Source organism: Croceivirga thetidis (genome assembly GCF_012272815.1).
In the GTDB taxonomy this organism is placed as follows: domain Bacteria; phylum Bacteroidota; class Bacteroidia; order Flavobacteriales; family Flavobacteriaceae; genus Croceivirga; species Croceivirga thetidis.
Window position 1 is genome coordinate 216,280 of the sequence record NZ_JAAWWL010000002.1, and the last position, 26,644, is coordinate 242,923.

24 protein-coding genes are annotated in these 26,644 nt (G+C 34.7%); 8 read left to right on the forward strand and 16 right to left on the reverse strand.

Features of this window, described 5'->3' with window-relative positions:
* Both HCU67_RS08645 and HCU67_RS08650 read left to right on the forward strand, forming a co-directional pair.
* The coding region (locus tag HCU67_RS08645; protein WP_168552234.1) for a T9SS type A sorting domain-containing protein at positions 1–458 on the forward strand (458 nt) is incomplete at its 5' end.
* Between the two features lie 199 nt (positions 459–657).
* On the forward strand, positions 658–2,055 hold the full coding sequence (locus HCU67_RS08650) for a nucleotide sugar dehydrogenase (protein WP_168552235.1): 1,398 nt from the start codon (positions 658–660) through the stop codon (positions 2,053–2,055).
* A 59-nt stretch (positions 2,056–2,114) separates the two neighbouring features.
* Here the strand turns inward: HCU67_RS08650 and HCU67_RS08655 are convergent, their stop codons facing one another.
* The 12 genes from HCU67_RS08655 to HCU67_RS08710 form a co-directional block, all read right to left on the reverse strand.
* Positions 2,115–2,705 carry a sugar transferase gene (locus tag HCU67_RS08655; protein WP_168552236.1) on the reverse strand — a complete coding sequence of 197 codons (591 nt, stop codon included), beginning with the start codon at positions 2,703–2,705 and terminating at the stop codon, positions 2,115–2,117.
* The gene (locus tag HCU67_RS08660) at positions 2,698–3,915 is read right to left on the reverse strand and encodes a DegT/DnrJ/EryC1/StrS family aminotransferase (RefSeq protein WP_168552237.1); all 1,218 of its coding nucleotides are present in this window, start codon (positions 3,913–3,915) and stop codon (positions 2,698–2,700) included. Before HCU67_RS08660 ends, HCU67_RS08655 begins: the two co-directional genes overlap by 8 nt.
* 45 nt (positions 3,916–3,960) lie before the next feature.
* Positions 3,961–5,139 carry a glycosyltransferase family 4 protein gene (locus HCU67_RS08665; protein WP_168552238.1) on the reverse strand — a complete coding sequence of 393 codons (1,179 nt, stop codon included), beginning with the start codon at positions 5,137–5,139 and terminating at the stop codon, positions 3,961–3,963.
* A complete protein-coding gene (locus tag HCU67_RS08670) occupies positions 5,136–5,939 on the reverse strand; it encodes a formyltransferase family protein (RefSeq protein ID WP_168552239.1) in 804 nt (267 codons plus the stop codon). Before HCU67_RS08670 ends, HCU67_RS08665 begins: the two co-directional genes overlap by 4 nt.
* A gap of 27 nt (positions 5,940–5,966) precedes the next feature.
* A complete protein-coding gene (gene wecB / locus HCU67_RS08675) occupies positions 5,967–7,103 on the reverse strand; it encodes a non-hydrolyzing UDP-N-acetylglucosamine 2-epimerase (RefSeq protein WP_168552240.1) in 1,137 nt (378 codons plus the stop codon).
* A gap of 18 nt (positions 7,104–7,121) precedes the next feature.
* Positions 7,122–8,267, reverse strand: coding sequence for a polysaccharide biosynthesis C-terminal domain-containing protein (locus tag HCU67_RS08680; protein ID WP_168552241.1), 1,146 nt, complete (start codon positions 8,265–8,267; stop codon positions 7,122–7,124).
* Positions 8,268–8,270: 3 nt separating this feature from the next.
* Positions 8,271–8,621 (reverse strand): dTDP-6-deoxy-3,4-keto-hexulose isomerase, encoded by a 351-nt coding sequence (locus HCU67_RS08685; protein WP_168552242.1) that lies wholly within the window; start codon positions 8,619–8,621, stop codon positions 8,271–8,273.
* A 77-nt stretch (positions 8,622–8,698) separates the two neighbouring features.
* Entirely contained in the window at positions 8,699–9,703 is a 1,005-nt protein-coding gene (locus HCU67_RS08690) for a polysaccharide biosynthesis protein (protein ID WP_210423680.1), read from the reverse strand.
* Between the two features lie 70 nt (positions 9,704–9,773).
* Positions 9,774–10,934, reverse strand: coding sequence for a glycosyltransferase (locus tag HCU67_RS08695; protein WP_168552243.1), 1,161 nt, complete (start codon positions 10,932–10,934; stop codon positions 9,774–9,776).
* 22 nt (positions 10,935–10,956) lie between these two features.
* A complete protein-coding gene (locus tag HCU67_RS08700) occupies positions 10,957–12,009 on the reverse strand; it encodes an O-antigen ligase family protein (RefSeq protein ID WP_210423681.1) in 1,053 nt (350 codons plus the stop codon).
* 158 nt (positions 12,010–12,167) lie between these two features.
* The gene (locus HCU67_RS08705; RefSeq protein ID WP_168552245.1) at positions 12,168–13,169 is read right to left on the reverse strand and encodes a glycosyltransferase; all 1,002 of its coding nucleotides are present in this window, start codon (positions 13,167–13,169) and stop codon (positions 12,168–12,170) included.
* Positions 13,170–13,181: 12 nt separating this feature from the next.
* Positions 13,182–14,624 (reverse strand): lipopolysaccharide biosynthesis protein, encoded by a 1,443-nt coding sequence (locus HCU67_RS08710; protein ID WP_210423682.1) that lies wholly within the window; start codon positions 14,622–14,624, stop codon positions 13,182–13,184.
* A gap of 179 nt (positions 14,625–14,803) precedes the next feature.
* On the opposite strand from HCU67_RS08710, the gene HCU67_RS08715 reads away from it, so the two are divergent.
* A complete protein-coding gene (locus HCU67_RS08715; protein ID WP_168552247.1) occupies positions 14,804–15,850 on the forward strand; it encodes a glycosyltransferase family 2 protein in 1,047 nt (348 codons plus the stop codon).
* A 34-nt stretch (positions 15,851–15,884) separates the two neighbouring features.
* Here HCU67_RS08715 and HCU67_RS08720 read toward each other — a convergent pair whose 3' ends face one another.
* Complete coding sequence (locus HCU67_RS08720; RefSeq protein ID WP_168552248.1) at positions 15,885–17,105, reverse strand: hypothetical protein; 1,221 nt, start codon at positions 17,103–17,105, stop codon at positions 15,885–15,887.
* Between the two features lie 762 nt (positions 17,106–17,867).
* Here HCU67_RS08720 and HCU67_RS08725 point away from each other — a divergent pair.
* From HCU67_RS08725 to HCU67_RS08735, 4 genes are read left to right on the forward strand one after another with little or no spacing between them, the layout of a single operon-like run.
* Positions 17,868–19,622, forward strand: a complete 1,755-nt coding sequence (locus tag HCU67_RS08725; protein WP_345890702.1) for a polysaccharide biosynthesis protein — start codon at positions 17,868–17,870, stop codon at positions 19,620–19,622.
* A 21-nt stretch (positions 19,623–19,643) separates the two neighbouring features.
* Positions 19,644–20,114 (forward strand): polysaccharide biosynthesis/export family protein, encoded by a 471-nt coding sequence (locus HCU67_RS16770; RefSeq protein ID WP_345890703.1) that lies wholly within the window; start codon positions 19,644–19,646, stop codon positions 20,112–20,114.
* 9 nt (positions 20,115–20,123) lie between these two features.
* Positions 20,124–20,405 (forward strand): polysaccharide biosynthesis/export family protein, encoded by a 282-nt coding sequence (locus tag HCU67_RS16775; protein ID WP_345890704.1) that lies wholly within the window; start codon positions 20,124–20,126, stop codon positions 20,403–20,405.
* Between the two features lie 25 nt (positions 20,406–20,430).
* The gene (locus HCU67_RS08735) at positions 20,431–22,812 is read left to right on the forward strand and encodes a GumC family protein (RefSeq protein WP_168552250.1); all 2,382 of its coding nucleotides are present in this window, start codon (positions 20,431–20,433) and stop codon (positions 22,810–22,812) included.
* Here HCU67_RS08735 and HCU67_RS08740 read toward each other — a convergent pair.
* Positions 22,807–23,532 carry a tyrosine-protein phosphatase gene (locus tag HCU67_RS08740; RefSeq protein ID WP_168552251.1) on the reverse strand — a complete coding sequence of 242 codons (726 nt, stop codon included), beginning with the start codon at positions 23,530–23,532 and terminating at the stop codon, positions 22,807–22,809. The two genes, HCU67_RS08735 and HCU67_RS08740, sit on opposite strands and share 6 nt — an antisense overlap.
* Positions 23,533–23,580: 48 nt before the next feature.
* Positions 23,581–24,933: a tRNA uridine-5-carboxymethylaminomethyl(34) synthesis GTPase MnmE gene (gene mnmE, locus HCU67_RS08745; protein ID WP_168552252.1), complete on the reverse strand. Its 1,353-nt coding sequence runs from the start codon at positions 24,931–24,933 to the stop codon at positions 23,581–23,583.
* 80 nt (positions 24,934–25,013) lie between these two features.
* Here mnmE and HCU67_RS08750 point away from each other — a divergent pair, with 80 nt between their 5' ends.
* A complete protein-coding gene (locus tag HCU67_RS08750; RefSeq protein ID WP_168552253.1) occupies positions 25,014–25,373 on the forward strand; it encodes a DUF4870 domain-containing protein in 360 nt (119 codons plus the stop codon).
* 91 nt (positions 25,374–25,464) lie between these two features.
* Here HCU67_RS08750 and dnaN read toward each other — a convergent pair whose 3' ends face one another.
* Positions 25,465–26,583 carry a DNA polymerase III subunit beta gene (dnaN, locus tag HCU67_RS08755; protein WP_168552254.1) on the reverse strand — a complete coding sequence of 373 codons (1,119 nt, stop codon included), beginning with the start codon at positions 26,581–26,583 and terminating at the stop codon, positions 25,465–25,467.
* Positions 26,584–26,644 lie beyond the last annotated feature (61 nt).

The window sequence follows — 26,644 nt, forward strand, 5'->3', positions numbered from 1 at the left end:
ACCTTGATTTGGTGTCGGAGTTCGGCCACCAATCGGGTGGTATGGTGAGCTATGCGGCCACGGTTACCGACGGGGTACTGGATATCGGGTTCCTCCATGTTGTGGAGAACCCCTTGGTCAACGCGATAGAGGTTATGCAAAGTACTGATACTGATGTGAGCTTGGTTATTTCTACAAATGATAATTTTTCAAAAAAGGAAACCGACTTAATCGTATATCCTAGTCCGATTAGCAGTGGCCAATCTCTAAATATCATTTTACCTCATTATTTGACTGGCGAAAACAATGTTTCGTTATCATTATTTCAATCAAATGGTAAAAAAGTCTTTGTTAAAGAATATTCAAGACCAAATAGCCAATTGGCCATACCATTATATAATTTGAATTCAGGAGTGTATCTCTTGCAAATAAGCAACGGTAATGATTTCAATAAGGTTCATCGAATTTTGGTAAAATAGCCCTTATACTGGTTGAATTTTCTTTTTTTCGCATCACTTTGAAAAATGTTAAGAAATCTTCTCACATTATGTTGTTACCATACAATAAATAGTGACTCTTTGGGTTCTGTTATGGAAATAATTAAAGTGGTACACACCACCAAAAGACTTCGAACTTTTTTGTCTTAAGTAATTTAGATATTTGCCAAAATTTAATTTAATGCGTAGCGTAAAAAATATTTGTTGTATTGGTGCAGGTTATGTTGGAGGGCCTACTATGGCGGTAATTGCACATGAATGTCCTGAAATTAATGTAACCGTTGTAGATATAAACCCTGAAAGGATTGCACAATGGAATGGTGACAATCTTGATGAGTTACCTATTTATGAGCCGGGTTTAAAAGAAATTGTGGCAAAATGTAGAGATAAAAATTTATTCTTTTCAACTGATGTTGAGGGTGCTATTGACAAATCAGAGGTAGTTTTTATCTCTGTAAATACACCTACCAAAACTTATGGTAAAGGCAAGGGTAAGGCGGCCGATTTGAAATATATTGAGCTTTGTGCAAGAACAATTGCTAAAGTTGCCAAATCCGATAAGATTATAATCGAGAAATCTACCCTTCCGGTACGAACTGCAGAAGCACTTAAAAGTATATTGAGTAATACGGGTAGTGGGGTAAATTTTGAAATTCTTTCAAACCCAGAATTTCTTGCAGAGGGCACGGCCGTGAACGATTTGATGAACCCTGACCGTGTTTTGATAGGCGGTGATAATACACCATCAGGTATTGAGGCAAAAGAAGTGCTAAGTAAAATTTATGAACACTGGGTACCTGAAGAGAGAATATTAAAGACCAATGTGTGGTCTTCTGAACTATCAAAACTTGTAGCCAATGCTTTCTTGGCACAAAGAGTTTCTTCAATTAATTCAATTTCTGCCCTTTGTGAGAAAACAGACGCGAATATTGATGAAGTCTCTAAGGCTATCGGACTTGATAGTAGAATAGGACCAAAATTTCTAAAAGCATCAGTTGGTTTTGGAGGTTCTTGTTTTCAAAAAGACATTCTTAACCTTGTTTACATTGCACGATCATTAGGCTTAACAGAAGTTGCGGACTATTGGGAGCAAGTAATCATTATGAATGATTATCAAAAGTCTCGATTCGTAGATAAAATCATAACCTCTCAATACAATACCATAAATGGTAAGCGTATAGTGATTTATGGTTGGGCATTTAAAAAGGATACCAACGACACTCGGGAATCCGCTGCAATCTATGTAGTTGACGCACTTCTTGAAGAGAATGCTGAAATAATCGTTTATGATCCTAAAGTTTCAGAAGAAAGAATCTTTGCAGACTTGGATTATTTAGGTACAAGGGACAGTTCTGAGAACAGGAAACGTGTGACCGTAGCAAATGACCCCATGGAAATTACTAAAAACGCACATGCCATAGCGATTTTGACAGAATGGGACGAATTCAAGTCATATGATTGGAAAACCATTTACGAGAACATGATGAAACCTGCCTTTGTATTTGATGGTAGAAGATTGATGACCAATAGTAATTTAAGGCAAATAGGTTTCGAATATTATAATTTAGGAGAGGTTTAGATTCGCGATTTTAAATAATAACTTCGAATCCATTGATGAAATTTAGAAGATTGATTTTGTTACCTTAGAATTTTCCCAAAGGTTGAAAGAATCACACCTATATCCTTAAGTAAGTTTCTATTTTCCAGGTATTCAAGGTTTCTTTTTATTTTGTCTGGCATCAAAACCTCTTTGTAATATTTTTCTGGGTTTTCGATACCTTCCAATAACTCATTTTCATTGGAGTAGACCACCGAAGAAACATCAGTTATACCTGGGCGAAAATTTAAGACCTTAGCTTGTTCACTCGTATATAAATCAACATATTTTCTAACCTCTGGTCTCGGCCCTACCAAACTCATATCACCCTTAACCACATTTAATAATTGAGGTAACTCATCTATCTTGAACTTTCTTAAGTAATACCCAATTTTGGTAATTCTGCTGTCTCTAGAGCTCGTAGTAATTAAGCCCTCTTTATCAGCATTAGGTCTCATAGTTCTAAACTTAATTAACTTAAAGTCTCTGTTGAATCTACCAACCCTAGATTGGAGGTAGAAAATTGGTCCCTTTGAATCCAATTTTATGAGGACACCTACAATTGCAAATAAAGGGACGAGAATGAGAAATCCCAAGAGCGAACTAAAAAAGTCAAAACCTCTTTTAAACATTACTTGCCAAAGCTGCGTTATGTGCTTCCTTAACTACATTGCAAACAGTATCTATTTGTTCATCAGTTAATTGCGGGTAAATAGGAAGGCTGATTTCGTTTTTAAAATTGTTATATGCATTTGGGTGATTGTCAATATCATATCCCAATCCTTTGAAAAATGTAAGTAGTGGCATTGGAATAAAGTGAACATTCAGAGCAACGCCATTATTAGCTGCATCAGTAATTACGGCATCACGTTGCTCCTCCCCAAAATCAGCAATTCGTAGTGAGAAAATATGATAAGAAGACTCTCTTGTTTCGTCTTTATGTGGCGGGATTATTGCCCATTCGAATTTCGAAAAGAAATCTACATATCTATTGAAAACATATTTTCTTTTCTCCAAAAGTTCATCATAAATACGCATTTGACCTAAACCTAGTGCAGCGTTTATATCGGGCATGTTAATTTTAAGTCCTAAGCCAACGATATCATATCTCCAGCCACCAGCTTTGGATTTACTAAGCGCATCTTTCGTCTGACAGTTTAAGGACATCCTTCTCATTTCTGCATATAAATCTTCATTATTGAAGGGCTCAGGCATATTTATTACAATCGCACCACCTTCAGCTGTAGTAACATTTTTAACTGCATGTAATGAGAAAATCGTTATGTCGGCTGTTTTACCAATACGATTTTCTTTATAGGTTGCACCTAGGGAGTGCGCTGCATCTGAAATTAGAAGAATTCTGTTTAAAGTCCTTTGAACTTCGGACGAAGGGTTGAACTTCCCTTTAATTTCTTCTTTTCTGACCAATGCATTCAGTGCATCATAATCACACGGGAAACCAGCAAAATCTACTGGCATGATTGCCTTTGTTCTTGGTGTAATCGCTTGCTCAACCGCTTTGACTGATATATTAAAATCAGTTCCGACATCTACCATTACAGGTTTTGCGCCAGCATGAATCACAGCTAAAGCTGTTGCGCTGTACGTATAACTTGGTATGATAACTTCATCACCTTCCTCAACTCCCAACCATTTCAGAATCATTATGGCTCCAGAGGTCCAAGAATTAATACAAAGTACGTTTGGTACACTTACAAATTTTGAAATTTCTTGTTCTAGAAGCTTGACTTTTGGACCAGTGGTTATCCAACCCGATTCTAATGAATCAACTACTTCATCGATAATATCTTGGTTTATAAATGGAGGTGAAAAAGGTATCATTTTGTTTTTTATTTGAAGTTATGGTAGATTTCTTTTCAATATGTCTTATTGAGTTAAAATCTCAGTAATATTTTTAAGGTTCGCTTTTCTTGAAAGGTTTTGTTGGGCATAACTGTATCCGTTTTTGCCCATTTTTATTAATTCATTCAATTCAATTTTTAATATTTTTTCCATTTCATTTCTAAGCGCTAACTCATCTTCTGGTGGTACAACAAATCCGCAGTTGGCTTCATAAATACTATTCGCCGTATCACAATCTTCATCTATTGAGGCAAGAACTGGTTTTTTGGAAAACAAATAGGCTATAAATTTTGAAGGTGTAGCGGTTTTTCCAACACCTTTTTTTAAGCTAAGTAATAAAACATTTGCCTGAGCCTGAATTTCTGGAATTTGTTCGTAAGGGGCATCCCAGAATTCGATTTTATTATTATTCTGTGCCAACTTCATACAAGCCTCTTTATCGGAACCACTGCCAGCTATTATCAACCTGCAGTCATTTTTTGTACCTAAATCTCCGAAAGCCTTAATCAATAAATCTACCCCCGCACTACTACTAACACTACCAGCATACATGAAAGTAAAATCTCTAGTTCCTTCCGAATTTGAAATGGATTTACTTAAAAAGTCATCGTCTTGCCAATTTCGTACAACGGAAACATGTTGTTGTGATAAAGGTCTGGTTGATACCAAATAATCTTTCATGCCATTTGATATTGCGATAACTCTAGAAGAGTTTTTCATCACATAATTTTCAAATGGCATAATAGTTTTTGAAATTACCTTTCCAACAATTTTAGAAGCCTTTTTAATATAAGATTCAGGATAAACATCTTGAACATGCATAATTACCGGAATCGAAAATTTCTTTGCTGTTTTAACTGTCAAATATTGAGCAAAAATAGGCCAAGTATTGGCATAGATTTTTTCAATTTTAGCACTGTTTTCTTCTATAAATCTTTTCGAGGCCAAACCGAAACTTATACTTTCCCTAAGTCTGCCGATAAAACTTGATTTTGGGTGTATATACGAATCAGCTTGGTAATGGTCTACACCTTTGAATTCTATTTTTTGTTCTTCAAAATGGCGACCGAACGGTCTACTGGGCTTAGGTGAAAGTACGGTTACTTCATTTCCTAAGTCTACCAGTTTATTGGCAATATCTCTGGATAAGTTTGCCGAAACAATTTGTTCTGGAGGAAAAACGCACGTAATAATTAATATCATAGTTGATTTTTGGTGCGGATTAAAAAAGACAAATCCGAAAGTTTAAAATAACTTCTCCCTGTGCGTCTCATGATTCGATGCAATTCCTTATTAGGCCAAGAATTGTATGATTCCATTATTTCAGGAGTATCAGTACTTTCTACGTTGTTTTCACTAAGGTTTTGAAAGCTTTTGCTTTTAATGAGTTCTGGAATAACCTGGGAGGCACGGAGCAATACCTCGCAATAGGTTCTAAATAGGCTCCATTTCTTATTTATGATTATTTTTTCTTTCTTGATTATAGGGCCAGTATCGATACCCCCATCCATCATATAAAAGGAAATAAATATTTCTTCATCGCCTCTGCAAAAGGCCCATACAACGGGTGATATTCCTTTATCTTTCGGTAAATCGGCGGCATGAACATTCATGATTCCAAATTTCAAAGAGTTAATGAAATCGGTTGGTATTATCATGTCAAAATTAGCTGCCAAAGCTAAATCCGGCTTTGATTTAGAAATACCAAGAATGTCTTTTTTAGTAGAAACAAATTCCACAGGTATCCCGTTTTTTTTTGCAAAATTTTTGATTGAAATATTCCTGAAGAAAATAGAGATTACCTGAACAAAAGACCGATAAATAAAGTATTGTAGACTAGTCTTCGCGTAAATTTTCTTTATTTTCTTTGAATCTTGATTAAAATTTGAAATAAATATTCTATCGATGTCAAGTGTTTTCAAAACCTGTGACATTGATAAAAAGGTGAATAAATTATCACCTGCAAATATTGAAATACTAAAATCTGTTTTAACCTTATTCATTGAAATCAGTTAAATAATGGAAGCAACTTAATATTTTGACCAAACAACGCGATTGACATAGTCCGTGTAAGAAATAATGATACGGACTACCTTCTCACTTACGTTAGGCATACTGTAATCGGCCACTTCCCTAAAATTTCTTTTAGGGTTCAATTCTTGAAAATTTAATGCTTCCAAGCCTTGCATAATCCTCTCAGGATTTAAACCCACCATCATTACGGATGCTTCTTCCATAGCTTCTGGCCTTTCATGTGCTTCCCTAATATTCAAGGCTCTAAAATTTAATATTGAAGATTCTTCTGAAATGGTACCGCTATCAGATAAAACAGCGAAAGAGTTAATTTGAAGGGCGTTATAATCTGAAAAACCCAAAGGTTTTAAAAACTGAATGTTTTGATGGGTTTCCATTTTTTTAGAATCCAACATATTTCGTGTTCTAGGGTGAGTCGAAACGATTACAGGATAATCGTATTTCTCGGCAATTTGGTTTAATGACGTTATTAGGCCAGTAAAATTTTTAGGGTTATTAATATTCTCCTCACGATGCGAGGATACCACAAAATATTTGCCTTTTTCCAAATTTAAATCTTGAAGAACTGATGAAGCCTGAATTTTGGATTCAAATTTATTCAGCACTTCATACATGGGACTCCCAGTTTTTATTACCCTGTCAGGTGAAAGTCCTTCCCTAAGTAGATATTCTCTTGCAATATCACTGTATGTTAGATTGATATCTGCTACGTGGTCGACAATTTTTCTATTTGTTTCTTCAGGAACCCTTTGGTCGAAACAACGATTACCCGCTTCCATATGAAAAACTGGAATCTTTCTTTTCTTTGCAGGAATGGCGCATAAGCATGAGTTTGTATCGCCTAAGACCAAAAATGCATCAGGATTTATTTCTTCGAGTAATGGATCGATTTTGATTAAGATATTTCCAACGGTCTCAGTTGCATTCTTACCCGCTGCACCTAGGAAAAAATCTGGCTTACGAATTCCGAAATCTTCAAAGAAAATTTCGTTTAGCTCATAATCATAATTTTGCCCAGTATGAACTAAGGTGTGATCTATAGCTGTATTGGCATCCAATGCCTGTAATACACAGGCTAATCTTATAATTTCTGGTCTTGTGCCTACAACGGTTAAAACTTTTAACTTTTTCAAGATATGGTTCTTTAGGTTTTATTCAACGTTTTCAAAATAAGTATCAGCATCTTCTGGATCAAAGGGTTCGTTTATCCAAAAGAGGGTAATTAACTCCTCATCTCCGATATTAATTATGTTATGTGTATACCAGATTGGCATATCGACGTAGGCCGGTTCATCACCTGATATATCGTAATTGATAACTTCAGAAGTGCCTATTTTTCGGAGTTGAATTCTTGCTTTTCCCTTAATTACTGCGAATCTTTCCGCTTTTCTAGTGTGAAAATGATTGCCCCGGGTTATACCAGGCACCGTAGTAGAAAAAGAAAATTGACCAGAAGTTTGGGTCCTGGCAATTTCGACAAAACTCCCTCTAGGGTCGGTATGTTTGGTATATTTTACTGGGTAATGATCATAAGGAATGTAACATCTAAAAGTGTTGAAGAGTGATTTTTCAAAATGGCTTTCGAGATTGGGGAATATTCCATTGCCCATGTAATCCTTTTTAAACTTTTTGAGCAATGCCAATATTTCAGAAACTTTTACAAAATGATTAGGTGCTATTTCGTATTCGAAGGCATTAACACCTATTTCCTTTAACTTTTCCGCTTTATTAAAAATTGTATCAATAAATATCTTGACCAAATCATTAATATAAATTAGGCCTACTTCACCATCATTTAATATGGTTGGTTGTTCATCATTGGCAACCTTGTGACAAAAAGTGGCAACAACAGAATTATAGTTTGGTTTACCAAATGGCCCAAATACATTCGGAATTGTGAGTGAAGAAAACTTTCCTGTTGATGACGATGCCCATTTTATAAAATCTTCTTTTCCTTTTTTCTTTGATTGACCATATAAGTTATCTTTTTTCTCTTGCGAAGATGAGGAAAAGATAATATGGGGGCTTGAATCAGTTTTCTCGCAAGCCTTAATCAATTTGGTTACTAATTCCACATTAGTATCATAAATTACTTGCGGGTCATCGTGTCGATTCATAGCAGCCAGATGAACGATTGTATCACAATCTGAAACAAATTCTTCTAACTTGCTTGAGTTTTCAAAATAGCTACGATTAAAAGGGATTAATTCAACATCATCCCTTAAAGATAAAGTCGTGAATAAGTGATTTCCAACAAAACCTGCTTGACCAGTAATTCCAATTTTAAGGTTACCCATTTTTTACCATTTTGCTTCCCACATTTCTACAGGAAATCTAAAATCATCATTTTTTGATTCCTCGATTCCGAAATTTGAAAATACCTGTAATCTCGAATTTAACGTATTGGCTTTTATGCCAGTTGCGAAACCTCCGGGTATTTCAAGAATTGATATTCCACTGTCTTTGAGTTCAATTTTTTGTGGAATTAAATTTTTTGAGGGGGACTGAAAGTCATTTATTTCCACCACATTTATTGTGAATGAACCTGCAGTACAATGGAACCATTTTTTTTCGATTTGGTGTCCTGTCCAAGCCCTAATTGTATGAGTATCTCCAGGAAAAATCTCATAAAATCTTACGATTTCATCCATTTTGAAATGGTTAAAAAAACGTAGCGTGCCCCTTTCATCTTCAAATTTATCACCTTTGATAATTGAAGGTTTGATAATCATAATTCTTCTTTGATATAATCTAAAGAGAGTAATGTTTGACGTAATTCATCATCGGATAAATGATTAGTATTGTGTGAATGATAATCTTCAATACTGCTGATATCCTCTTGTCCTTCTGAAAAATATCTACTGTAATTCAAATCTCTATTATCAGCTGGAATTCGATAAAACTCACCCATGTCCTCGGCTTTTTGCATTTCTTCCCTTGTACAAAGAGTTTCATAAAGTTTTTCTCCGTGTCGGGTACCGATGACCTTAATTTCATTTTCAGACTTAAATATGGTCTTAATGGCTCTGGCCAAATCTCCTATGGTACTGGCAGGAGCCTTATTGACAAACAAATCTCCTTGCTTTCCATGTTCGAACGCAAATAGTACCAAATCAACAGCATCTTCTAGAGACATTAGAAAACGAGTCATATTGGGGTCGGTAACTGTTAGAGCGTTTCCTGATTTAATCTGGCTAACAAACAACGGAATTACAGAACCTCTAGAGGCCATAACGTTTCCATATCTAGTTAGACAAACTGTAGTATCATCTTCAGGTATATTTCGTGAAGCCGCAACAGCCACTTTTTCCATTAACGCTTTACTGATACCCATTGCATTAATAGGGTAAGCTGCTTTATCAGTACTAAGGCAAATAATTTTTTTCACTCCATTTTCGACAGCAGCATCGATGGTGTTTTGAGTTCCAAAAACGTTTGTTCTTGCCGCTTCAATTGGAAAAAACTCGCAAGATGGAACCTGTTTTAATGCTGCTGCATGAAAAACATAGTCCACTCCGCGCATTGCTCGGGCAACACTATTATAATCCCGGACATCGCCAATGTAGAATTTAACTTTTTTATTTTTAAGACGATTACGCATATCGTCCTGTTTTTTCTCGTCGCGGCTAAAAATTCTAATTTCGCCTATATCTGTTTCCAAAAATCGATTGAGAACAGCATTACCGAATGATCCTGTTCCTCCTGTGATAAGAAGCGTTTTTCCTTTGAACATTATTTAATGGAATTGATTTTTTTTGGTTTGGTCTAATTTGAAGGAATAACTCTTTTACTTTGCCAATGCTTTAGAGTAGAGGGTTATTTCCATTTACTAAATTGTTTACAACTTTAATTTGATACTGAGGGTTGTAATAGTCATCTATTATTTTATAACAATTCTTTCTAATTTCTTCTCTTGAAAGCTTTTGTTCGAAAATCCAATATTCAACTTTTTCGACAATAGATTCAACACTATTTTCCTTAAACAACAAACCACTTTTTCCAGGATTTATTGCACCTGCCTCCGGCATTTGATTATAAAAATTATCATGAGTCAAAACAGGTGTTCCATAGCTTAGGCAATGAACAGCTGTAAGCCCAACATTACCCGGACTAATGCATAAATCAGAGGCTGAAATAAGTTCAGCTAGTTTTTCTTCAGAATAACAAGGACCATAAAAGTGACAGCTTTTATTCTGAATACTAGGTTCCACTAAAGTTGATAGTTGATTTTGCATGGGCCCATCACCTACAATCAAAAGGTTAAGGCCAAAGCCTTTTTCTAGTAACTGATTGTATGCATTCATTAATAAATCCAATTTTTTTATTGCAGTTAATCTACCAATGAAAAGAAGCGTTGGTTTTTCTGCATCACTAAAAAATGGCAGTGCTGATTTTTTATCTATTAGTTCAATCTTGCTACGTAACGAAAGACTTTTTTCATAATCGAGCGAATTAAAAATGACATTTAGCTTATGTTTATTGAAACCAAGTTCGGACATAAGTGTTTTAGCCCTTCTTTCATAGAGTAGGTGGGCATGTGCCAAACGATAAAACAATATTCTTAAGAACTTTTTCAATCCTTTTTCATTACCATAAATTCCATGGCTCCAAAACACAACTTTTTTTCCTCTTAGTTTAAGAATAATGGAAATTATCCAGTTTGTGATTACCCAAGCATCACCGGTAATTATGGCAACATCTAATTTTGATGAGAGCGCCTTAGTAATAGCACCGCTTTGCCATATTAGGTATTTTTTTTTGAGGTATCTGTTTTTCAGAAATTCGATTCGATTTCTATAAGGCTCGAAATCTTCAGTTTCAAAATCAATTTGCTTAATTCCCGAAGAAGTTTCTTTGCCACATAAAAATGAGTATTCGTTTTCCTGATTTTTTAAAATATTAAGCCATAGAAGCTGTCTATAATGCGGTGCTAGGTTAGTAAAAAAATATACTTTCTTTCCCATAGATTAATAGTTAGGATTTGGATTAAGCACCAATGAGTTGGTCAGAAGTTCTTGTTTGTGCTTTGTAAACAATTATAGCTCCCATTGGTAGAAAAAGTAGGGTTGAACCAATTAGAGAACCTGAAAATAGACTTAAAGATAACCCTTGAATAAAAATTTGAAATAAGAACAAGTCCCCTTTTTTTAAGTTCAATGAACTGAAAAATGTGGCTATCAAAAGAGAAAATAAAATTATAGAACCGACCAAGCCAGTGGCCATTAAAGTCTCTAAAATCATATTATGTGGATATTCGCGGCCTATTTCAACACGACCTCCAAATACCATATTATCCATAAAGTGTTCAATAGTATCCGCCCAAATTGATGACCTTCCACTACCACCATCTTCTTTTGTGTTTTCAATTCTGCTTATTATACCACTCCCACTAGCTTCAATTGCCCATATGATTACAGGTATAGCAAGAATTGAACTTGCAAGCATTTGTATTCTTGTCTTTAACGGGCTATACGCTAGAAAAACCAAAAAGCTAAGAAATAAAGCAACAACTGAACCTCTTGAGGAACCGAGAAGGAACATTATGAAGCTCAAAACTAGAGTGGCCAACAAGTAAATTCTTTGATATTTCGTATTTCCCTTAACAACAAGTAGTTTAAAAATACATAACACCATTGTTAATGATCCTGAATATGATAAAGCCAATGGACTTAAGGTTTGTTCGCCTGTTTCATAAGTTAAATAACTTATTCGACCAACATCAGAGCCTAAAGTACCACCGTAGGTATATAAAGCGAAAATTCCTAATACAAAACCTGAGAATATTAAACCATTCAACATTACTTCCTTGTATTTGTGGAAGTCAATTATGGTAAATGTTATGTAAGGTAATATAACGTAAGACACGCCGTAAAAAATGTATTCAAACCATGGTCTCATCAATTCACCATCTATTGCAACGTTTTGCGTCGTTAGAACTTTAAAAAAGTAGAAAGCCCAAAACAAAACGAATGCAAATACAACCAAAGACTTTTTTTTATTACTAAAATTCGAAACACTTTTGGTTATTATGAATATCATAATTCCCATCAACAATAGTCTTAAAGGAACAGAGTATAGACGTGAGAGGGAAGTCAGCCCCAGGGAATGTAAGATGGCAAGACCTACATAATATCCACTATATGCAAAAAATGCTAAGAAAAATATCAACCGACTGAAATCCATTATTTTTTTTTCATTTAATCGTGTATATGATGGATATACTTCTCTTCCAGTTTTTTTGCAATTGCCTCTTGTGAGTAATTCTTCATTACAAAATTGCGAAGATTTGGTTGATATTTAGTTTTTCCTTCCAAAATTCTGACAATTGCGCCACCAATAGAATCCACATTGTATGGATCCACTAATTCGGCCATACCTTCGTAATATTCTTTTGGGCCTCCGATATTGGTTAAAACAATTTCACAACCCATGACTGCCGCATCAAGAGCTACTATGCCGACTCCTTCATTTAAACTGGGCAGGGCAAACACTTTAGCTTCTCTGTAAAGTTCAATCTTTTTTTCTTCAGAAATAAAACCCAGGACCTTAATATTTTTTGCTCCATTAATTTCTTTTCTAATCTTAGAAAATTGTTTTTCAGAACCTGCGTTACCAGCTAATACTAGATCAAAATTGAATTTTTTCGATGCCTGAACAAGCCTAAGCACATTTTTTCTTTCGTGGTGCAAAGAACTAATGTGTAAACAAAATGGTTTTTTATGAACCAAATCAATAGGTTGATCAGGAACTAAACCAATACCTAAAGGTACCGTTGAAATCTTTTCTGGATTTGTATTGAGATAATTAGCTTCGTAAGAACTTCTGACAAATGCCCCTTTTGTTAAAGGCAAAGTTTTTTTTAATGTGAAAGTCGGAGACCATAATCTTAACTTGGAGCTTCCCAAGTATGTACTTAATTTGTAGAAAAAAGGATTCGCCACCGAATCTATTATAGGTGAAATAATTATGTTTTCATTTTTGCTTCTTAAAGCATTAACGAAAGGGTATAGCCACATTCCTGTGCCAAAAATGTGAATTACATCAAATTTCTCCCATGAATAATTGCCCCAATCATTGATTTCAGTGATTGTATGCCCTCTTAATTCCAAATTATTTTTCCAGGTGATCGCTTGAGACCTAATTCCATTGGAACTCCCCGAAATAACTGCTGAGGGCACTAGTACAAATGCAATATTCATTGGCTAATAGGTTTATAAAGAAGGTTTTACAAAGAAATTTGCAATAATTTTTTTGAAAAATGCTCTTTCAAAAAATAGTGCTGATAGTGCATAAATTGAAATGAATATTACCATCAATATGTAATGGTTGAAGTTCGGAATTGTATACTGTAACCCATAGCAAAGAATGGAAGCTAGCATCGCTGCAACCAATGGCGATTTGATGGCTTTAAAAGGCTCTGAAAACCCAAGATTTATTTCTTTATTTAAGACGATGGTTGCTGTCCCCACAAGAATAATTGAATTTATTGGCAGCGCCATAGAAGCTCCAATTATCCCAAAATACTTAGCACCGAAATACAGTAAGGGAACCAAGACGAAAAGATTCACTAAAGCAATCAATTTGAATTCTAACTTAGGTTTGCCTTTGGCCCTTAGCATAGCGTCAAATCCGTTGGATAAAACATTGATTACCATAGCTATTGCAATTATTCTTAATGGTGTAACGGTTTCAGACCATTGATCACCGAAAAACTCTATTATTACGTCTTCAGCAAAATAGACCAAAAATGCCATAACCGGATATACCATTAATGCATTTACTTTCATTATGGTTAAGAAAAACAACTTCAATTTGGCTTTGTCGTCCTGATGATTACTAAAAACGGGATATATGACCTTGTTGGTTATCCGGACAAGAAAGCTTGCCAAATGGTCTGTTAGGGTAATGGCCAAAGTATAAGCACCAAGTAAATCTTTACCCATGAATTTTCCAATTATAAGTTTGTCAACATTACCCATTATTGATCTGGTAAGGGAAGTTCCAGTTGAAAACATTCCAAAACTGAAAATTTCGTCAAAGTATGCTTTTTTCCATTCTAGTTTTGGCATCCAACGCGTAAAATAAATAAGTGTTGGAAGCGCTAAACCTATGGCCAAAACTTGATTAACAACCAATGCCCAGACCCCAAAGTCAAAATACGCCATTGCCACTGCAATAACCCCAGCAATTAAAGTAGCAATGTTAAATGCTTTCGCAAGTGATTTGAAGTCTAATTTCCTTGTGAGTATTGTTGATGGAATTAATGAAAAAGGTTGTATCAAAATGGGAAGACTAAGAAAAGGTAGGATTGTCTTAAGTACTTTTTCGTCATAGAAGTTGGCCACAATAGGGGCCAAAACAAAACTCAATAAAAAATAAAGAACAACACTAAAGCAAAGGTTAGTCCAAAAGGCTGTATTGTATAATATTTCGGCCTCGTGATCTTCCTTTTTTTGAATCAATGCAGCATTCATTCCCAATTGGGCAATCGCTTGTGTGATTCCTATGAAAATCATACACATGCCAATTAATCCGAACGCTTCGGGTAAAAGCAGTTTGGCAAGTAAAAGTTTTAGCGCAAACTTCATTATTGAATCGAATACCAACTCAATTGAAGCCCATTTTAATCCATTAAAAATTTCTTTATAATTCACAAATTATTACAATCGGATACACGCTAGAAACGCCTTAGATGGATAACTATTATATTTTACCGGGAATTTCATAAGGTAATATGAAATTAAAAGTTTTGATGTTCGTTACATATTTCGATGATAAATATTGTTGGGGCTGAATCGAGCCCCTATCCTAACCACGAAACAATCTCAAAAGTATGTTAATTTCTTTCGTAGTTCCGGTTTACAATGCAGAAGATACTGTTGAAAATTGTGTAAACTCAATACTAAACCAAAGTTTTGAATCATTTGAGGTAATACTGGTCAATGACGGAAGTACGGATGGTTCACTTGAAATTTGCAATAAATTCTCAAGGCATCCAAAGGTCAAAATTATTAATCAAGCAAATGCAGGTGTTTCTGCATCAAGAAACAGAGGAATTGAATTGTCTAAAGGAACACATATTTGCTTCATTGATTCTGACGATTGGATAGATAGCTCTTATTTAAAGGACTTTATTTCTGAGTTTGAGGATGATACTACTTTAATTATTCAGGATATTCTTAAAGATTTTAAGTCGTACGAAGAAGTTAATGCAAATTATAAGCCTGCGGAAATCACACTTGATAATAAAAACCTTCTTTTACAAGATTATGGCTTATTGAGACATGGTTATCCCTTTTGTAAGTTCTATTCGGCAGAAATCATAAAAAAAAATAACCTGAAGTTTTATGAGGATTTAGACTTTAGTGAGGATTTAATATTCTTTGTTGAATATTTGACTCATGTCAACAAATTAAAATTTTTAGACAGCACCAATTATCATTATTTAATATCTCTTGAAGGTTCTTTGTCAAAACGATATTTTCATTTTGAATCTGAATTGCGAAGTTTAAACCTTATTAAAGATAGATTTGAAAAATTATTTGAAAATTCAGAGTTGGACCAGAAAAGTATTGCCATCGTAAACTACGCTAAAGGATACCCTACCACAAGAGTACTTGAGTCAATGTTTAGACAGCAAATCAGCTTTTCTAAAAATGAAAGACTTGATAAAATTTCTCTTCTGGGAACCAAGGAGCATAAGGCTTATTATAGTGCGTACAATCAAGGATTTGTAAAAAAAATTGCTGCAAGGCTCTTCTCAAAAGGGTATTATAGATTATTCGATAGTTATTTGAATACCTTATTTTTTGTTCGATATAGGTTTGGTAAGTATTGGATAAAATATAGAACCAGACTAAAAAGATATAGAATCATATAATTTGGAATACCCTTTTTCAATACAAAAACGTGACCTATTGAGCGCATTCAATTGATTCGATTTTACCCAATTCAAGATCAATTAGTCCATTTAAACCCTTGTTACCTCCAATTTTTATAACTCCAAAGTATGGCTCATCACTTTCAAAGCCATATTCATAAATTCTACTTCTACCGTCAAACCTATTTTTGCAAATTAAAATATCACCTATTAAGTCTTGATAAAATGCAATATCGGTTCTTATGAAAGTACAATTTTTTATTTCAAGGTTATCTTGACGATTAATGATCAATCTACCTTCATAACCTTCTGAATTATCAAAAGTGCAGCCAATGAATTTTACACCTTTGGCTGCTTCATTCTGTATCATATTGCCCATTGCAACTAAACCAGCAGATTCAATTGCAGATGATAACTTCTTATTATTTGATGACGGACTTTTAAATCTGGTATTTCGAAATTGCACCCCACCAGTTAAACCTTTAACCGCCCTTCTAGAAAAATTTTTCAATTCCATATTCTCAAAAACGAATTTAGAATCGTTAATATCACTAACCATTTGTTCAAAGTGAACCAAATCACCATCGTCTCCCCATGCACCATCAAATACACTATTTGTCCAACTTATTTTAGTTGAAGGGCCAGAATAACCATATCTAAAAATCAAACATCTAGAAGCACCTTTAGAATCTCCAATTATTCCATTACTTGCCGTATCTATATCCTTGCAATCGCAATTATCAAACGTGGCATCGCCATGACTATTGGGATGTTCAGTCACCTCATATCTAAATGCATAGGCTGCCATTCCCCTAGAACTTAATTCCCTAACATCAACATTGCTAAAATTGACAACAGAATGAATCCAAAATCCTATTCCTATTAGATAATTCCCTTCAATTGTGAGATTTGACATTTCTAAAAGCCCAGATTCCTTTTTTATATGAAAGGCCTGTTCGAGATAGGAGTTTGTTATTATGGTCGAATTGTTCCAATGAATACTTTGGTCTCCTTGATTGTCAATAACCAGTAATTTAGAAATCAAAAATGTTGAACCCTCATCCGCATAAAGTTCTTTACCAGAATCCAGGGCCCTTTGTAAAGCCTCTGTGTCGTCTACCTTACCGTTACCTACAACTCCGAAATGCGCGAGGTTTATCTTTTTAAGGTTCTTATATTTCGAAATATCTACATGCCTTAACATCATATTTTGAATTGCGATTTCGCAAGACAAAGTATCTTTAGTTTCTTGCAATTGAGAAGATTTGGTTGAAGGTTTTATCGTCGTTGTAAAAAGAGCGAAAAAAAGTATATAGATTATTGTTTTCAAATTCTAATTTTTCTAATGAATGATTATACAAGCTAAACAAATATTATTCCATTTGAATCAAAAAAAAGCTGAAATTCATAAACAATAAATCACTTGATTTTTATTCTTCTGAATTATAGATACTTCAATTAACTATCGAATGCCCTTCACAATAATTGAAGTACTAAACGTTATATCAAATGAAAAATAAGTTGAATTGAAACGAAATCAGCCCTGCAATATCACAAGGATTGTTATGTTAAATAGACTTTAAACCTGTAATCTTTTGTTTTTAACGAATATTTTAAGCAAAGACAACCCTTGTGTACTCATTAACCTTAATTTAGTAGTGAGTTTCAACCCCAATAAACACTGCAATACTATCATGAATCAAGAGATTTCTAGTGTCGAGAGCATTGAAAAATCTTATTTCGAATTTTTTATTTTCTCAATTTTTCCAGAAAAAATCTTCCAAAGGGATTTCTTGTTTCTAAGTAGTTCGATGCAGTATAAAAAACAACAAACAAGAGTATGATTGAACGTATATTTCTTGGACGAGAGTGGAAAGTTGTACCAAAGGGAATAGTATTGGCCCTTGACATGACCATCATCTCTGTCACTTTTTTTCTTGCTTATTTAATTAGATTTAATCTCAGTCTGGATTTTGATGTTCAAATGCTTTGGAAACAATTACCATTGGTTTGGGTAATGTTTTTAATTTCTTTTTTGATTATTGGATCTTACAATAGTTTGATAAGGCATACAGGTATAAAGGATGTTTATTCCATTTTTAATGCTGTATGTTTAGCGAGTATCGGATTAATTGTCGGCGTTATTTTGAATAAGTATGCCCAATTCTTTCCAAACTTTACGATACCCTTATCAATCATTATTATTAATAGCATGTTAGCTTTTATTGGTCTAACAGTTGTGCGTTATTTTTTAAAAACCGTCTACGACCATCTTATAAAGAGCAACGGTAAAACTTCAAAACATGTTTTGATTTATGGAGCAGGCGAATCTGGCATAATCACTTATCAAACCCTTGCTAATCATTCTAAAATGCAAGTTCGGGTTGTTGGTTTTGTTGATAATGACATTCGTAAAGTTGGAAAATTAATCAACGGCGTTCGTGTTTTCGACAAAAAGGTCCTGACGGAAGAGTTTATTTTATTAAACGGAATTTCAGAAGTAATTTTCTGTATTCAGAACATTGCCCCGAAGAAGTTGAGAGATCGCGTTAACGAACTCGTAGACCTTCCTGTTAAGGTGAAAATAGTTCCTCCTGTTGAGGATTGGATAAACGGAGAATTAAAAGTTTCTCAGATCAAAAATGTTCAGATTGAAGATTTACTCGATCGTCCTCCGATACAAATAAAAAATAGTAAGGTAGCCAATGATTTCGATGGCCAAGTAATTATGGTAACAGGGGCCGCTGGTTCCATCGGTAGTGAGCTTGTTAGACAAATATCAAGGTACACTTACAAGAATTTAATTTTAATTGACCAAGCGGAATCCGCATTATACGACTTACAGCAAGAGCTGAAACAATCGGGGCGGCATAATTTCGTGCCAATAGTTGCAGATATTAGAGATAAAAGCAACATGAGAGCTCTTATTCAGGAATATAAACCAACAAGATTTTTTCATGCAGCAGCTTACAAGCATGTTCCACTAATGGAAGCAAATCCGTATGAAGCGATTAAAATCAATGTAGTTGGGACTAAGAATATCGTTGATTTGAGTATTGAATTTGGGGTGGAAAAATTCGTTTTTGTTTCAACAGATAAAGCCGTAAATCCTACAAATGTGATGGGATGTACAAAACGAATAGCTGAAATGTACATAAGCTGCCGTCAGCAAGAGGGTAAGACCAAGTTTATTACTACAAGATTTGGAAATGTTCTTGGTTCAAATGGCTCGGTTATTCCATTATTTCGCAAGCAAATTGAAAAAGGGGGCCCTTTAACAGTTACCCATAAAGATATTACCCGATACTTTATGACAATTCCTGAGGCTTCTCAATTGGTCTTAGAAGCTGGTGCTATGGGTAATGGAGGTGAAATCTTCATTTTTGATATGGGTGAATCAGTTAAAATATTTGATTTGGCTAAAAATATGATCAGGTTATCTGGGCTAAGGTATCCCGAGGATATCGATATTAAAATAACAGGATTAAGACCAGGCGAAAAGTTGTACGAAGAATTACTTGCAAATGGCGAGAATACTTTACCCACTTACAACGAGAAAATCATGATTAGTAAAGTTAGAGAGATTGATTATGCCCTAATTAGGTCGAGTATTGATGAACTTTGCGTATCAAATCTTTTTTATCGGGATAAAATTATCCCAATGATGAAAAAGATTGTGCCGGAATATATTTCTAACAACTCCCAATTTAGTAGATTTGATAAATCTCCTACAAAAGAACCAGTTGATAAAAAAGAGGAGATAGCTAACTAATAAACATTCATTCTTTGTCTGATGAGAAATTCTTTAAAGTTTTTAATGGCCTTAAATTTATTAATAACAGGGTTTTCGTGCACTTCTACCAAGGAACTGATTTATTTTGAAGACGCTGAAGAATTTGAAACATTAGTAAACGAGAACACCTTTGAATCTAAATTCAAGGTTGACGATTTAGTCGCCATCCATATTTCATCTTTAAATCCTGAGGCCAGTGCTCCATTTAATCTATTTAGAGGGGCAGAGGAAGGTGGCATCGCACCAGAGCAGGTGGATTATCTGATTGATAAAAATGGAGAAATCGATTTTCCTGTAATAGGTAAAATTAAAATTGCTGGATTAACTCCAAGTGGAACTCGTGCTCTTTTGACAGAAAGACTTGCCGATTATCTTAAAGATCCCATTATCAATATTAGAATCAGAAATTTTACCGTAACAGTTTTAGGTGCGGTCAATAGACCTGGTGCGTATGCAGTCAATGGAGAGTAGATAACTATTATGGAAGCATTAGGACTTGCTGGGGACATCACTATCAAAGGAAGACGAGATAATGTAATGGTAGTACGTGATTTTGATGGAACTAAGGTTTACAATAGAATAAATCTCAACACCAAAGAGGCACTTAAATCTCCTGTATATTATTTAACTCAGAATGATGTTGTTATTGTTGAGCCCAATAAATCTGGTAAAACCGAATCATCACTTGACCAAAGAGCAACCATAGTAGTTTCCATTTTATCCGTTGTTGTAACATCGGCTGTGGTAATCCTAACCAGATAAACTTCTCAAAAATTTAATTTAACCTATGGAAAGGGGAGATTTAGACTTAAATGAAATTGTCAATAGCTACCTCAAGCATTGGAAATGGTTTGTATTGAGTATTTGTGCTGCCTTTTTGATGGCATTTTTGTATTTAAGGTATTCTGTGCCCAAATTCGAAGTTGCAGCCAAAATCCAAATTATTGAAGATAAAAGTTCGGGTTCTGAGCTCAGCGTACTTCAAGAACTAGATGTTTTAAGTGGTCGTGAGGCTACAAAAATTACTGATGAAGTTGAGTTATTGAAATCTCGGGACAACTTTATTAAAGTAGTCAGGAAACTGAAACTTAATATTGAGTATAATTTATTGGGCAATGTTAGAAGTGGTGATTTATACAACAATCATCCATTTGAGATTTTAATGTCATCAGATACTGTTCCTATTAGTTCGTCCCATGATTTTTTTGTGAGAATTCTTAATGAGAATGAATTCATGTATTCATTAAAAAGGGACCAAGAAGGAAAAAAGATGACCTTCGGAACCGAAATAAACGCAGATGAAATTGGAGACATTACTTTGGTTCCAAACCTGGAGAAAATCTCAAGGTACAAGAATAAAATACTCGGTATTTCCATCAAAGAAGAATCTTCTGTAGCTGATAGTTATAGGGGTAGGGTTTCCGTAGTTCCTAAAGATAAAATATCTACGGTATTGAATATCTCGATGAAAGATGCTGTACCCGAACGGGCCATTGATGTCATTAATTTACTCATCGAACAGAATAATGAAAATGAAGTAGAGTCTAAAAAGGCCATTGCAGACAGAACAAGTAGGTTTATAGAAGATAGGATTGCAGATATTTATTCAAACCTATCCACCATTGATCAAGAATCAGAAACTTTTAAAGAGAGTAGGGGAATTGCAGATTTGGGTTCTCAATCAAATGTAAATTTTCAACAAAGCGCTGCAAGTGAACAAGAGCTCAGGAGTGCAAATATTCAATTGAATATTGCCGAATCCATGCAAAGTCTGATAAATCAACAAGACGGATTCGAAGTAATTCCGAATGTTGGCTTGTCAGATCCTAGTATTGATAATGCTGCAACCCGCTATAATGAATTAGTTGCTCAAAGAAATCGATTATTGGAAAGTTCAAACGAAAAAAACCCAATAATTGTGAATCTTGATCAGCAATTGTCAACTCTAAAGCGGACAATGCAATCAAGTTTAAATAATGTTACGAACAATCTTAACCTCAGGGTCAATAGCTTAAGTAAACAACTTTCTCAAATCAATTCACGAATATATGCTGCACCAGGTAACGAGACAGCATTGAGGGATATTTCAAGAAAACAACAGACTACTGAGTCTTTATATCTCTATTTATTGCAAAAAAGTGAAGAAGCCCAAATTGCATTCGCATCTGCAGCTCCAAAGTCTAAGATTATAAATAGAGCGCACTTGGTTAGTAATACACCGGTTGAACCAAAGAACAAGATTATCTACTTAGCAGCCATTTTAGCTGGACTTATGATTCCATTTGCAATTATTTATCTAAATGGCCTTCTTGACAATAAGGTTAGCAATATGGTTACATTACAGAAGTATCTTGGTAATAATTTTGTTGTCTTAGCCGAAGTACCGAAGGTGAATTCCAAAGAAGATATTTTAGTTAAAAAGGGAGATCGTTCAATCTTATCTGAATCACTTAGAATTCTAAGAACAAATCTTGATTATATTCTTAAATCAAGAGGAAAATCTTCAAATGGTAAAGTGACCCTCGTAACATCTAGTGTTTCGGGTGAAGGAAAAACATTTATAAGTTCTAATCTCTCAATGACTTTAGCTTCGGCTGGTAAAAAGGTACTTCTATTAGGTGCTGATATCCGAAATCCTAAGGTATTTGAGTTTTTTAAGTCTGAAGGAGTCAACAATCGTGCTCAGATTAGTTATGGATTGACTGATTATCTATTTCAGGAGGATATAAACTTGAAAGATTTAATTCACAATATCGAAGAAAACGAAATAGGCATCGATGTTATTTACTCCGGTAAAATTCCTCCGAATCCTTCCGAGCTTCTTTTAAGTGAGCGTTTAGAGGGTTTATTTGAAAATCTGCGAGCGAAATATGATTATATAATTGTCGATTCTGCGCCTATTTTAGCAGTAACCGATTCACTTTTGCTTGAGAAGTATACCGATCAAGTAATCTATGTTACAAAGTCTAAGAGTACAGAAAGAAAAGTACTTGAATTTCCTTTGAACCTGCACAAAGAAGGGAAGATTAGAAACCTTTCATTCGTAGTCAATTCTGTAAAAGAAACCAATCTTGGTTATGGTGGGAAGTATGGTTATGGATATGGTCAGACTCAAAAGAAATGGTGGCAATTTGACATACCTTTTTTAAAGTCTAAAAAGGCCTCATAATTTATTTGAAATCAAATTTTGAACTTTTGATATTGTATTTGGCCTTAGGGTGATTCGCTTGATATGTTTAATTTGACTTAGAAAATGAACATCACTACCTATGAAATCATACATATCTTTTTCCAATAGTTTCAATGCGGTTTTTCGTACATCCTTGCCATAATAATCACCCAGAGAAAGTATATTAAGTTGAAACTTTATCCCAAGGTTTTTGAAGTATTCGAACTTCGAAAAATCTTTGTGATAGTAGCTATACCTTTCAGGATGTGCCAAGACAGGAAACAGTCTTTTACTTTGAATTTGGTTTACTGCAATTTCAAAATTGATACTTGGTTGTAAAAAGGACATTTCGACCAGTAGGTGATCTTTCCCCAAAGGCATAACTTCATTTTTTGACAAAATGTTTTCGAAATTATCATCAATCATATGTTCTGCCGCTGGAACAATATTAACGTTTAAACCTTCTTTTTTAATACCAGCAAGTAGTCGATTATAAGCCTTATTTATAATGTCAGGAGTATTCTCATAATAGTTGTTCATGATATGCGGAGTGCATATAAAACTATTAACACCAATCTCTCTAAATTCCTTTATAATTTCAATGGATTCCTCAACATTTTTTGCTCCATCATCAATACCAGGAAGTATATGATTATGTATGTCAACAAAGCCTTCAAGGTAATCCACCAAGAAATCTTTTTTAGTAAAAAAACTAAACATGTCCCACCAATAAGGCTGCAAATATACAACGCTAGGGTATTTAGGAATTTATTTGCCAATGCAAAAATTCGAAAATATATTGCCTAAAAGGTCGTCGGAGGTAACAGAACCTGTGATTTCGCCTAAATGGTGCAGGGCTTGACGAATATCAATTGCCAATAGGTCACTTGGAATATCCTCATTTAAACCTGACTTAACTTTTTGTATTTCTTCAAGTGATTTTACGAGTGAACCGTAATGCCTGCTATTGGTTACAATTGTGCTATCGTGTTTAATGCTCCCTGCTAGAGACTTTTTTAACAGCTGTTTTTGCAATTCTGAAATACCAATTTTTGACTTCGCAGAAAGTTTTATTATTTCGGAATTGACAGAATCTAAATTGAATTCATCAATTTTATTTGCAACAAAAATGAGTTCTTTCTCAGGATATTCCGCTTGCAGTGCTTTTAAATCAATTGATCCTACCTTACTTGCTTCAAAAAGGTAAATAATCAATGAAGCTTCTTCAATTTTTCGAAAAGTTCGTTCGATACCTATTTTTTCGATAGTATCTGAGGTTTGTCGAATTCCCGCCGTATCAATAAAACGAAAAGCAATACCATCAATTACGATTTGATCTTCGACTGTATCTCTTGTGGTTCCTGGTATATTACTAACGATGGCGCGTTCTTCATTTAGGAGTGCATTCAACAAAGTAGATTTACCAACGTTCGGCTCACCTACAATTGCGACGGGAATTCCATTTTTTATAACATTACCAAATGCGAATGAGTCAATCAAGTTCTTTAACACCTCAGTAATCTTATTAAGTAATTGATGGAGTTTCGTCCTATCAGCGAATTCTACGTCCTCTTGTGCAAAGTCTAATTCCAATTCAATTAAAGAGGCAAAATTCAGTAATTGCTCTCGTAAATCATTGATTTGAAGACTAAAGCCACCTCTCATCTGTTGAATCGCAACTTTGTGGGCTGATTCATTTTCACTGGCAATAAGATCTGCTACAGCCTCTGCCTGACTTAGGTCCATTTTACCATTCAAAAATGCCCTGAGCGTAAATTCACCAGCTTTCGCCATTCTGCAACCATTTCTTAGAAACAATTGAATTAGCTGATCTTGTATGTATCTAGAGCCGTGACAAGAAATTTCAACCACGTTTTCTCCGGTATACGAATTAGGACCTTTAAATAAAGAAATCAGCACTTTATCCAATACTTTTTGACCGTCGAGGATATGACCAAGATGGATCGTGTGGCTCTTTTGATTTGTTAAAGATTTTCCGCGAACAGATTGAAATTGTTTTTCTGCAATTTCAATAGCATCTTTTCCGGAAATCCTGATAACAGCTATGGCCCCGGTACCAGAGGGAGTAGCTAAGGCAATAATCGTTTCATCATGTTGCATTTTGCAAAAATACAAAGAAGCCTAGTGTAACATTTTTACAATTCTAGCTACCTATAAATACATCATCAATCAAAATAATTATGGAATTAGTTAGTACCACTTCACTTAGAAAAGACAACACTTTAGTAGCAATAACCCATTTAACTCAATTATTACATTATGTTACTGGTTTTGGAGGGTTTATTGTGCCACTCATAATTTGGGCCACATCACGTAATAACGTTGAAGGAATGGATGAACATGGCAAGTCAATTATCAACTTTCAGTTAAGTATGCTACTTTACATCGTTTTAAGCATTCCTGCTATTTTGCTTTTAGGCTTGGGGATTTTAACGTTTATAGGTGTCGGAATTATTGGTTTTATTCTTCCGATAATCAATGCTATAAAAGCGTCAAATGGAGAGCCACCTTCCTATTTCTTGACGATTAAGTTTTTCTAAAAGATTGGGTGCAATTCTAAACTCGGATCTAATAAAAAAGCGTCAAGGTGAATATCCTTGGCGCTAATATTTAGGTTGGAAAGTTAAGTATTTAATTGTTTAGCATCACTGGCATTACAAGCATGGTCACTTGTTCACCTTCATCCAATCCATCAGTCGGCGTTAGAATTCCGGCTCGGTTTGGAAGGCTCATTTCTAACGAAACTTCATCTGAAGACAAGTTGTTGAGCATTTCGACCAAAAAACGAGAATTGAAACCTATTTGCATATCATCACCTTGATATGCACACGAGAGACGTTCTTCTGCTTTATTGCTGTAATCTACATCCTCTGCTGATATATTTAATTCAGCACCTGCAATCTTTAGTCTAATTTGATGTGTGGTTTTATTCGAAAAAATTGAAACCCGACGTACAGAACTCAAGAATTGATTTCGAGCAATGGTTAACTTGTTTGGATTCTCTTTTGGTATTACTGCTTCGTAATTTGGATATTTTCCATCAATCAAACGACAGATTAGTTCCGTGCTATCAAAACTGAATTTGGCGTTACTCTCGTTGTATTCAATTTTAACTTCAGATTCAGAGCCAGCTAAAATTCCTTTTAAAAGATTTAGAGGCTTTTTAGGCATTATAAATTCTGCAACCTCAGAAGCTTTTAAATCATTTCTCTCGTATTTGACAAGCTTATGGGCATCTGTTGATACAAAAGTCAAATTTTCAGGAGAAAATTGAAAAAATACGCCGCTCATTACGGGTCTTAAATCGTCATTACCAGCTGCGAATATCGTTTTGGCCACTGCCGTAGCTAAAATGTCTCCTAAAATTGTCGTTGAACTTGGATTTGATAATTCAACAGCTTTCGGAAACTCGTTACCATCTGCATAAGCAACTGCATATTTACCGTGGTTAGAACTGATTTCCATCGTATTGTTATCTTCAACCACGAATGTCAATGGTTGCTCTGGAAAAGTCTTAAGGGTATCAAGGAGTAACCTTGCTGGTACCGCTATAGTTCCTTCCGCATCTGAATCAACCTCAAGAACTGAGCTCATGGTGGTCTCCAAATCGGATGCTGATACAGTGAGTTTATTTTTGTTTAAATCAAATAGAAAATTATCTAGTATCGGCAAAGTGTTGCTGCTGTTAATAACTCCTCCCAATACCTGAAGGTTTTTCAATAAATACGTACTTGATACGATGAATCTCATTAAAAAAAGAATTTAACTTATGCGAAAATGCCCTTAAAGATAATCGTAACTATGCTCGACA

What these genes read in the sequence shown, in the direction of transcription:
- HCU67_RS08650 (WP_168552235.1), top strand. Translation starts at nt 658, where the DNA reads ATGCGTAGCGTAAAAAATATTTGTTGTATTGGTGCAGGTTATGTTGGA.
- HCU67_RS08655 (WP_168552236.1), bottom strand. Translation starts at nt 2,705, where the DNA reads ATGTTTAAAAGAGGTTTTGACTTTTTTAGTTCGCTCTTGGGATTTCTC.
- HCU67_RS08660 (WP_168552237.1), bottom strand. Translation starts at nt 3,915, where the DNA reads ATGATACCTTTTTCACCTCCATTTATAAACCAAGATATTATCGATGAA.
- HCU67_RS08665 (WP_168552238.1), bottom strand. Translation starts at nt 5,139, where the DNA reads ATGATATTAATTATTACGTGCGTTTTTCCTCCAGAACAAATTGTTTCG.
- HCU67_RS08670 (WP_168552239.1), bottom strand. Translation starts at nt 5,939, where the DNA reads ATGAATAAGGTTAAAACAGATTTTAGTATTTCAATATTTGCAGGTGAT.
- HCU67_RS08680 (WP_168552241.1), bottom strand. Translation starts at nt 8,267, where the DNA reads ATGGGTAACCTTAAAATTGGAATTACTGGTCAAGCAGGTTTTGTTGGA.
- HCU67_RS08685 (WP_168552242.1), bottom strand. Translation starts at nt 8,621, where the DNA reads ATGGATGAAATCGTAAGATTTTATGAGATTTTTCCTGGAGATACTCAT.
- HCU67_RS08690 (WP_210423680.1), bottom strand. Translation starts at nt 9,703, where the DNA reads ATGTTCAAAGGAAAAACGCTTCTTATCACAGGAGGAACAGGATCATTC.
- HCU67_RS08695 (WP_168552243.1), bottom strand. Translation starts at nt 10,934, where the DNA reads ATGGGAAAGAAAGTATATTTTTTTACTAACCTAGCACCGCATTATAGA.
- HCU67_RS08700 (WP_210423681.1), bottom strand. Translation starts at nt 12,009, where the DNA reads ATGATATTCATAATAACCAAAAGTGTTTCGAATTTTAGTAATAAAAAA.
- HCU67_RS08705 (WP_168552245.1), bottom strand. Translation starts at nt 13,169, where the DNA reads ATGAATATTGCATTTGTACTAGTGCCCTCAGCAGTTATTTCGGGGAGT.
- HCU67_RS08715 (WP_168552247.1), top strand. Translation starts at nt 14,804, where the DNA reads ATGTTAATTTCTTTCGTAGTTCCGGTTTACAATGCAGAAGATACTGTT.
- HCU67_RS08725 (WP_345890702.1), top strand. Translation starts at nt 17,868, where the DNA reads ATGTTTTTAATTTCTTTTTTGATTATTGGATCTTACAATAGTTTGATA.
- HCU67_RS16770 (WP_345890703.1), top strand. Translation starts at nt 19,644, where the DNA reads ATGAGAAATTCTTTAAAGTTTTTAATGGCCTTAAATTTATTAATAACA.
- HCU67_RS16775 (WP_345890704.1), top strand. Translation starts at nt 20,124, where the DNA reads ATGGAAGCATTAGGACTTGCTGGGGACATCACTATCAAAGGAAGACGA.
- HCU67_RS08735 (WP_168552250.1), top strand. Translation starts at nt 20,431, where the DNA reads ATGGAAAGGGGAGATTTAGACTTAAATGAAATTGTCAATAGCTACCTC.
- HCU67_RS08740 (WP_168552251.1), bottom strand. Translation starts at nt 23,532, where the DNA reads ATGTTTAGTTTTTTTACTAAAAAAGATTTCTTGGTGGATTACCTTGAA.
- mnmE (WP_168552252.1), bottom strand. Translation starts at nt 24,933, where the DNA reads ATGCAACATGATGAAACGATTATTGCCTTAGCTACTCCCTCTGGTACC.
- HCU67_RS08750 (WP_168552253.1), top strand. Translation starts at nt 25,014, where the DNA reads ATGGAATTAGTTAGTACCACTTCACTTAGAAAAGACAACACTTTAGTA.
- dnaN (WP_168552254.1), bottom strand. Translation starts at nt 26,583, where the DNA reads ATGAGATTCATCGTATCAAGTACGTATTTATTGAAAAACCTTCAGGTA.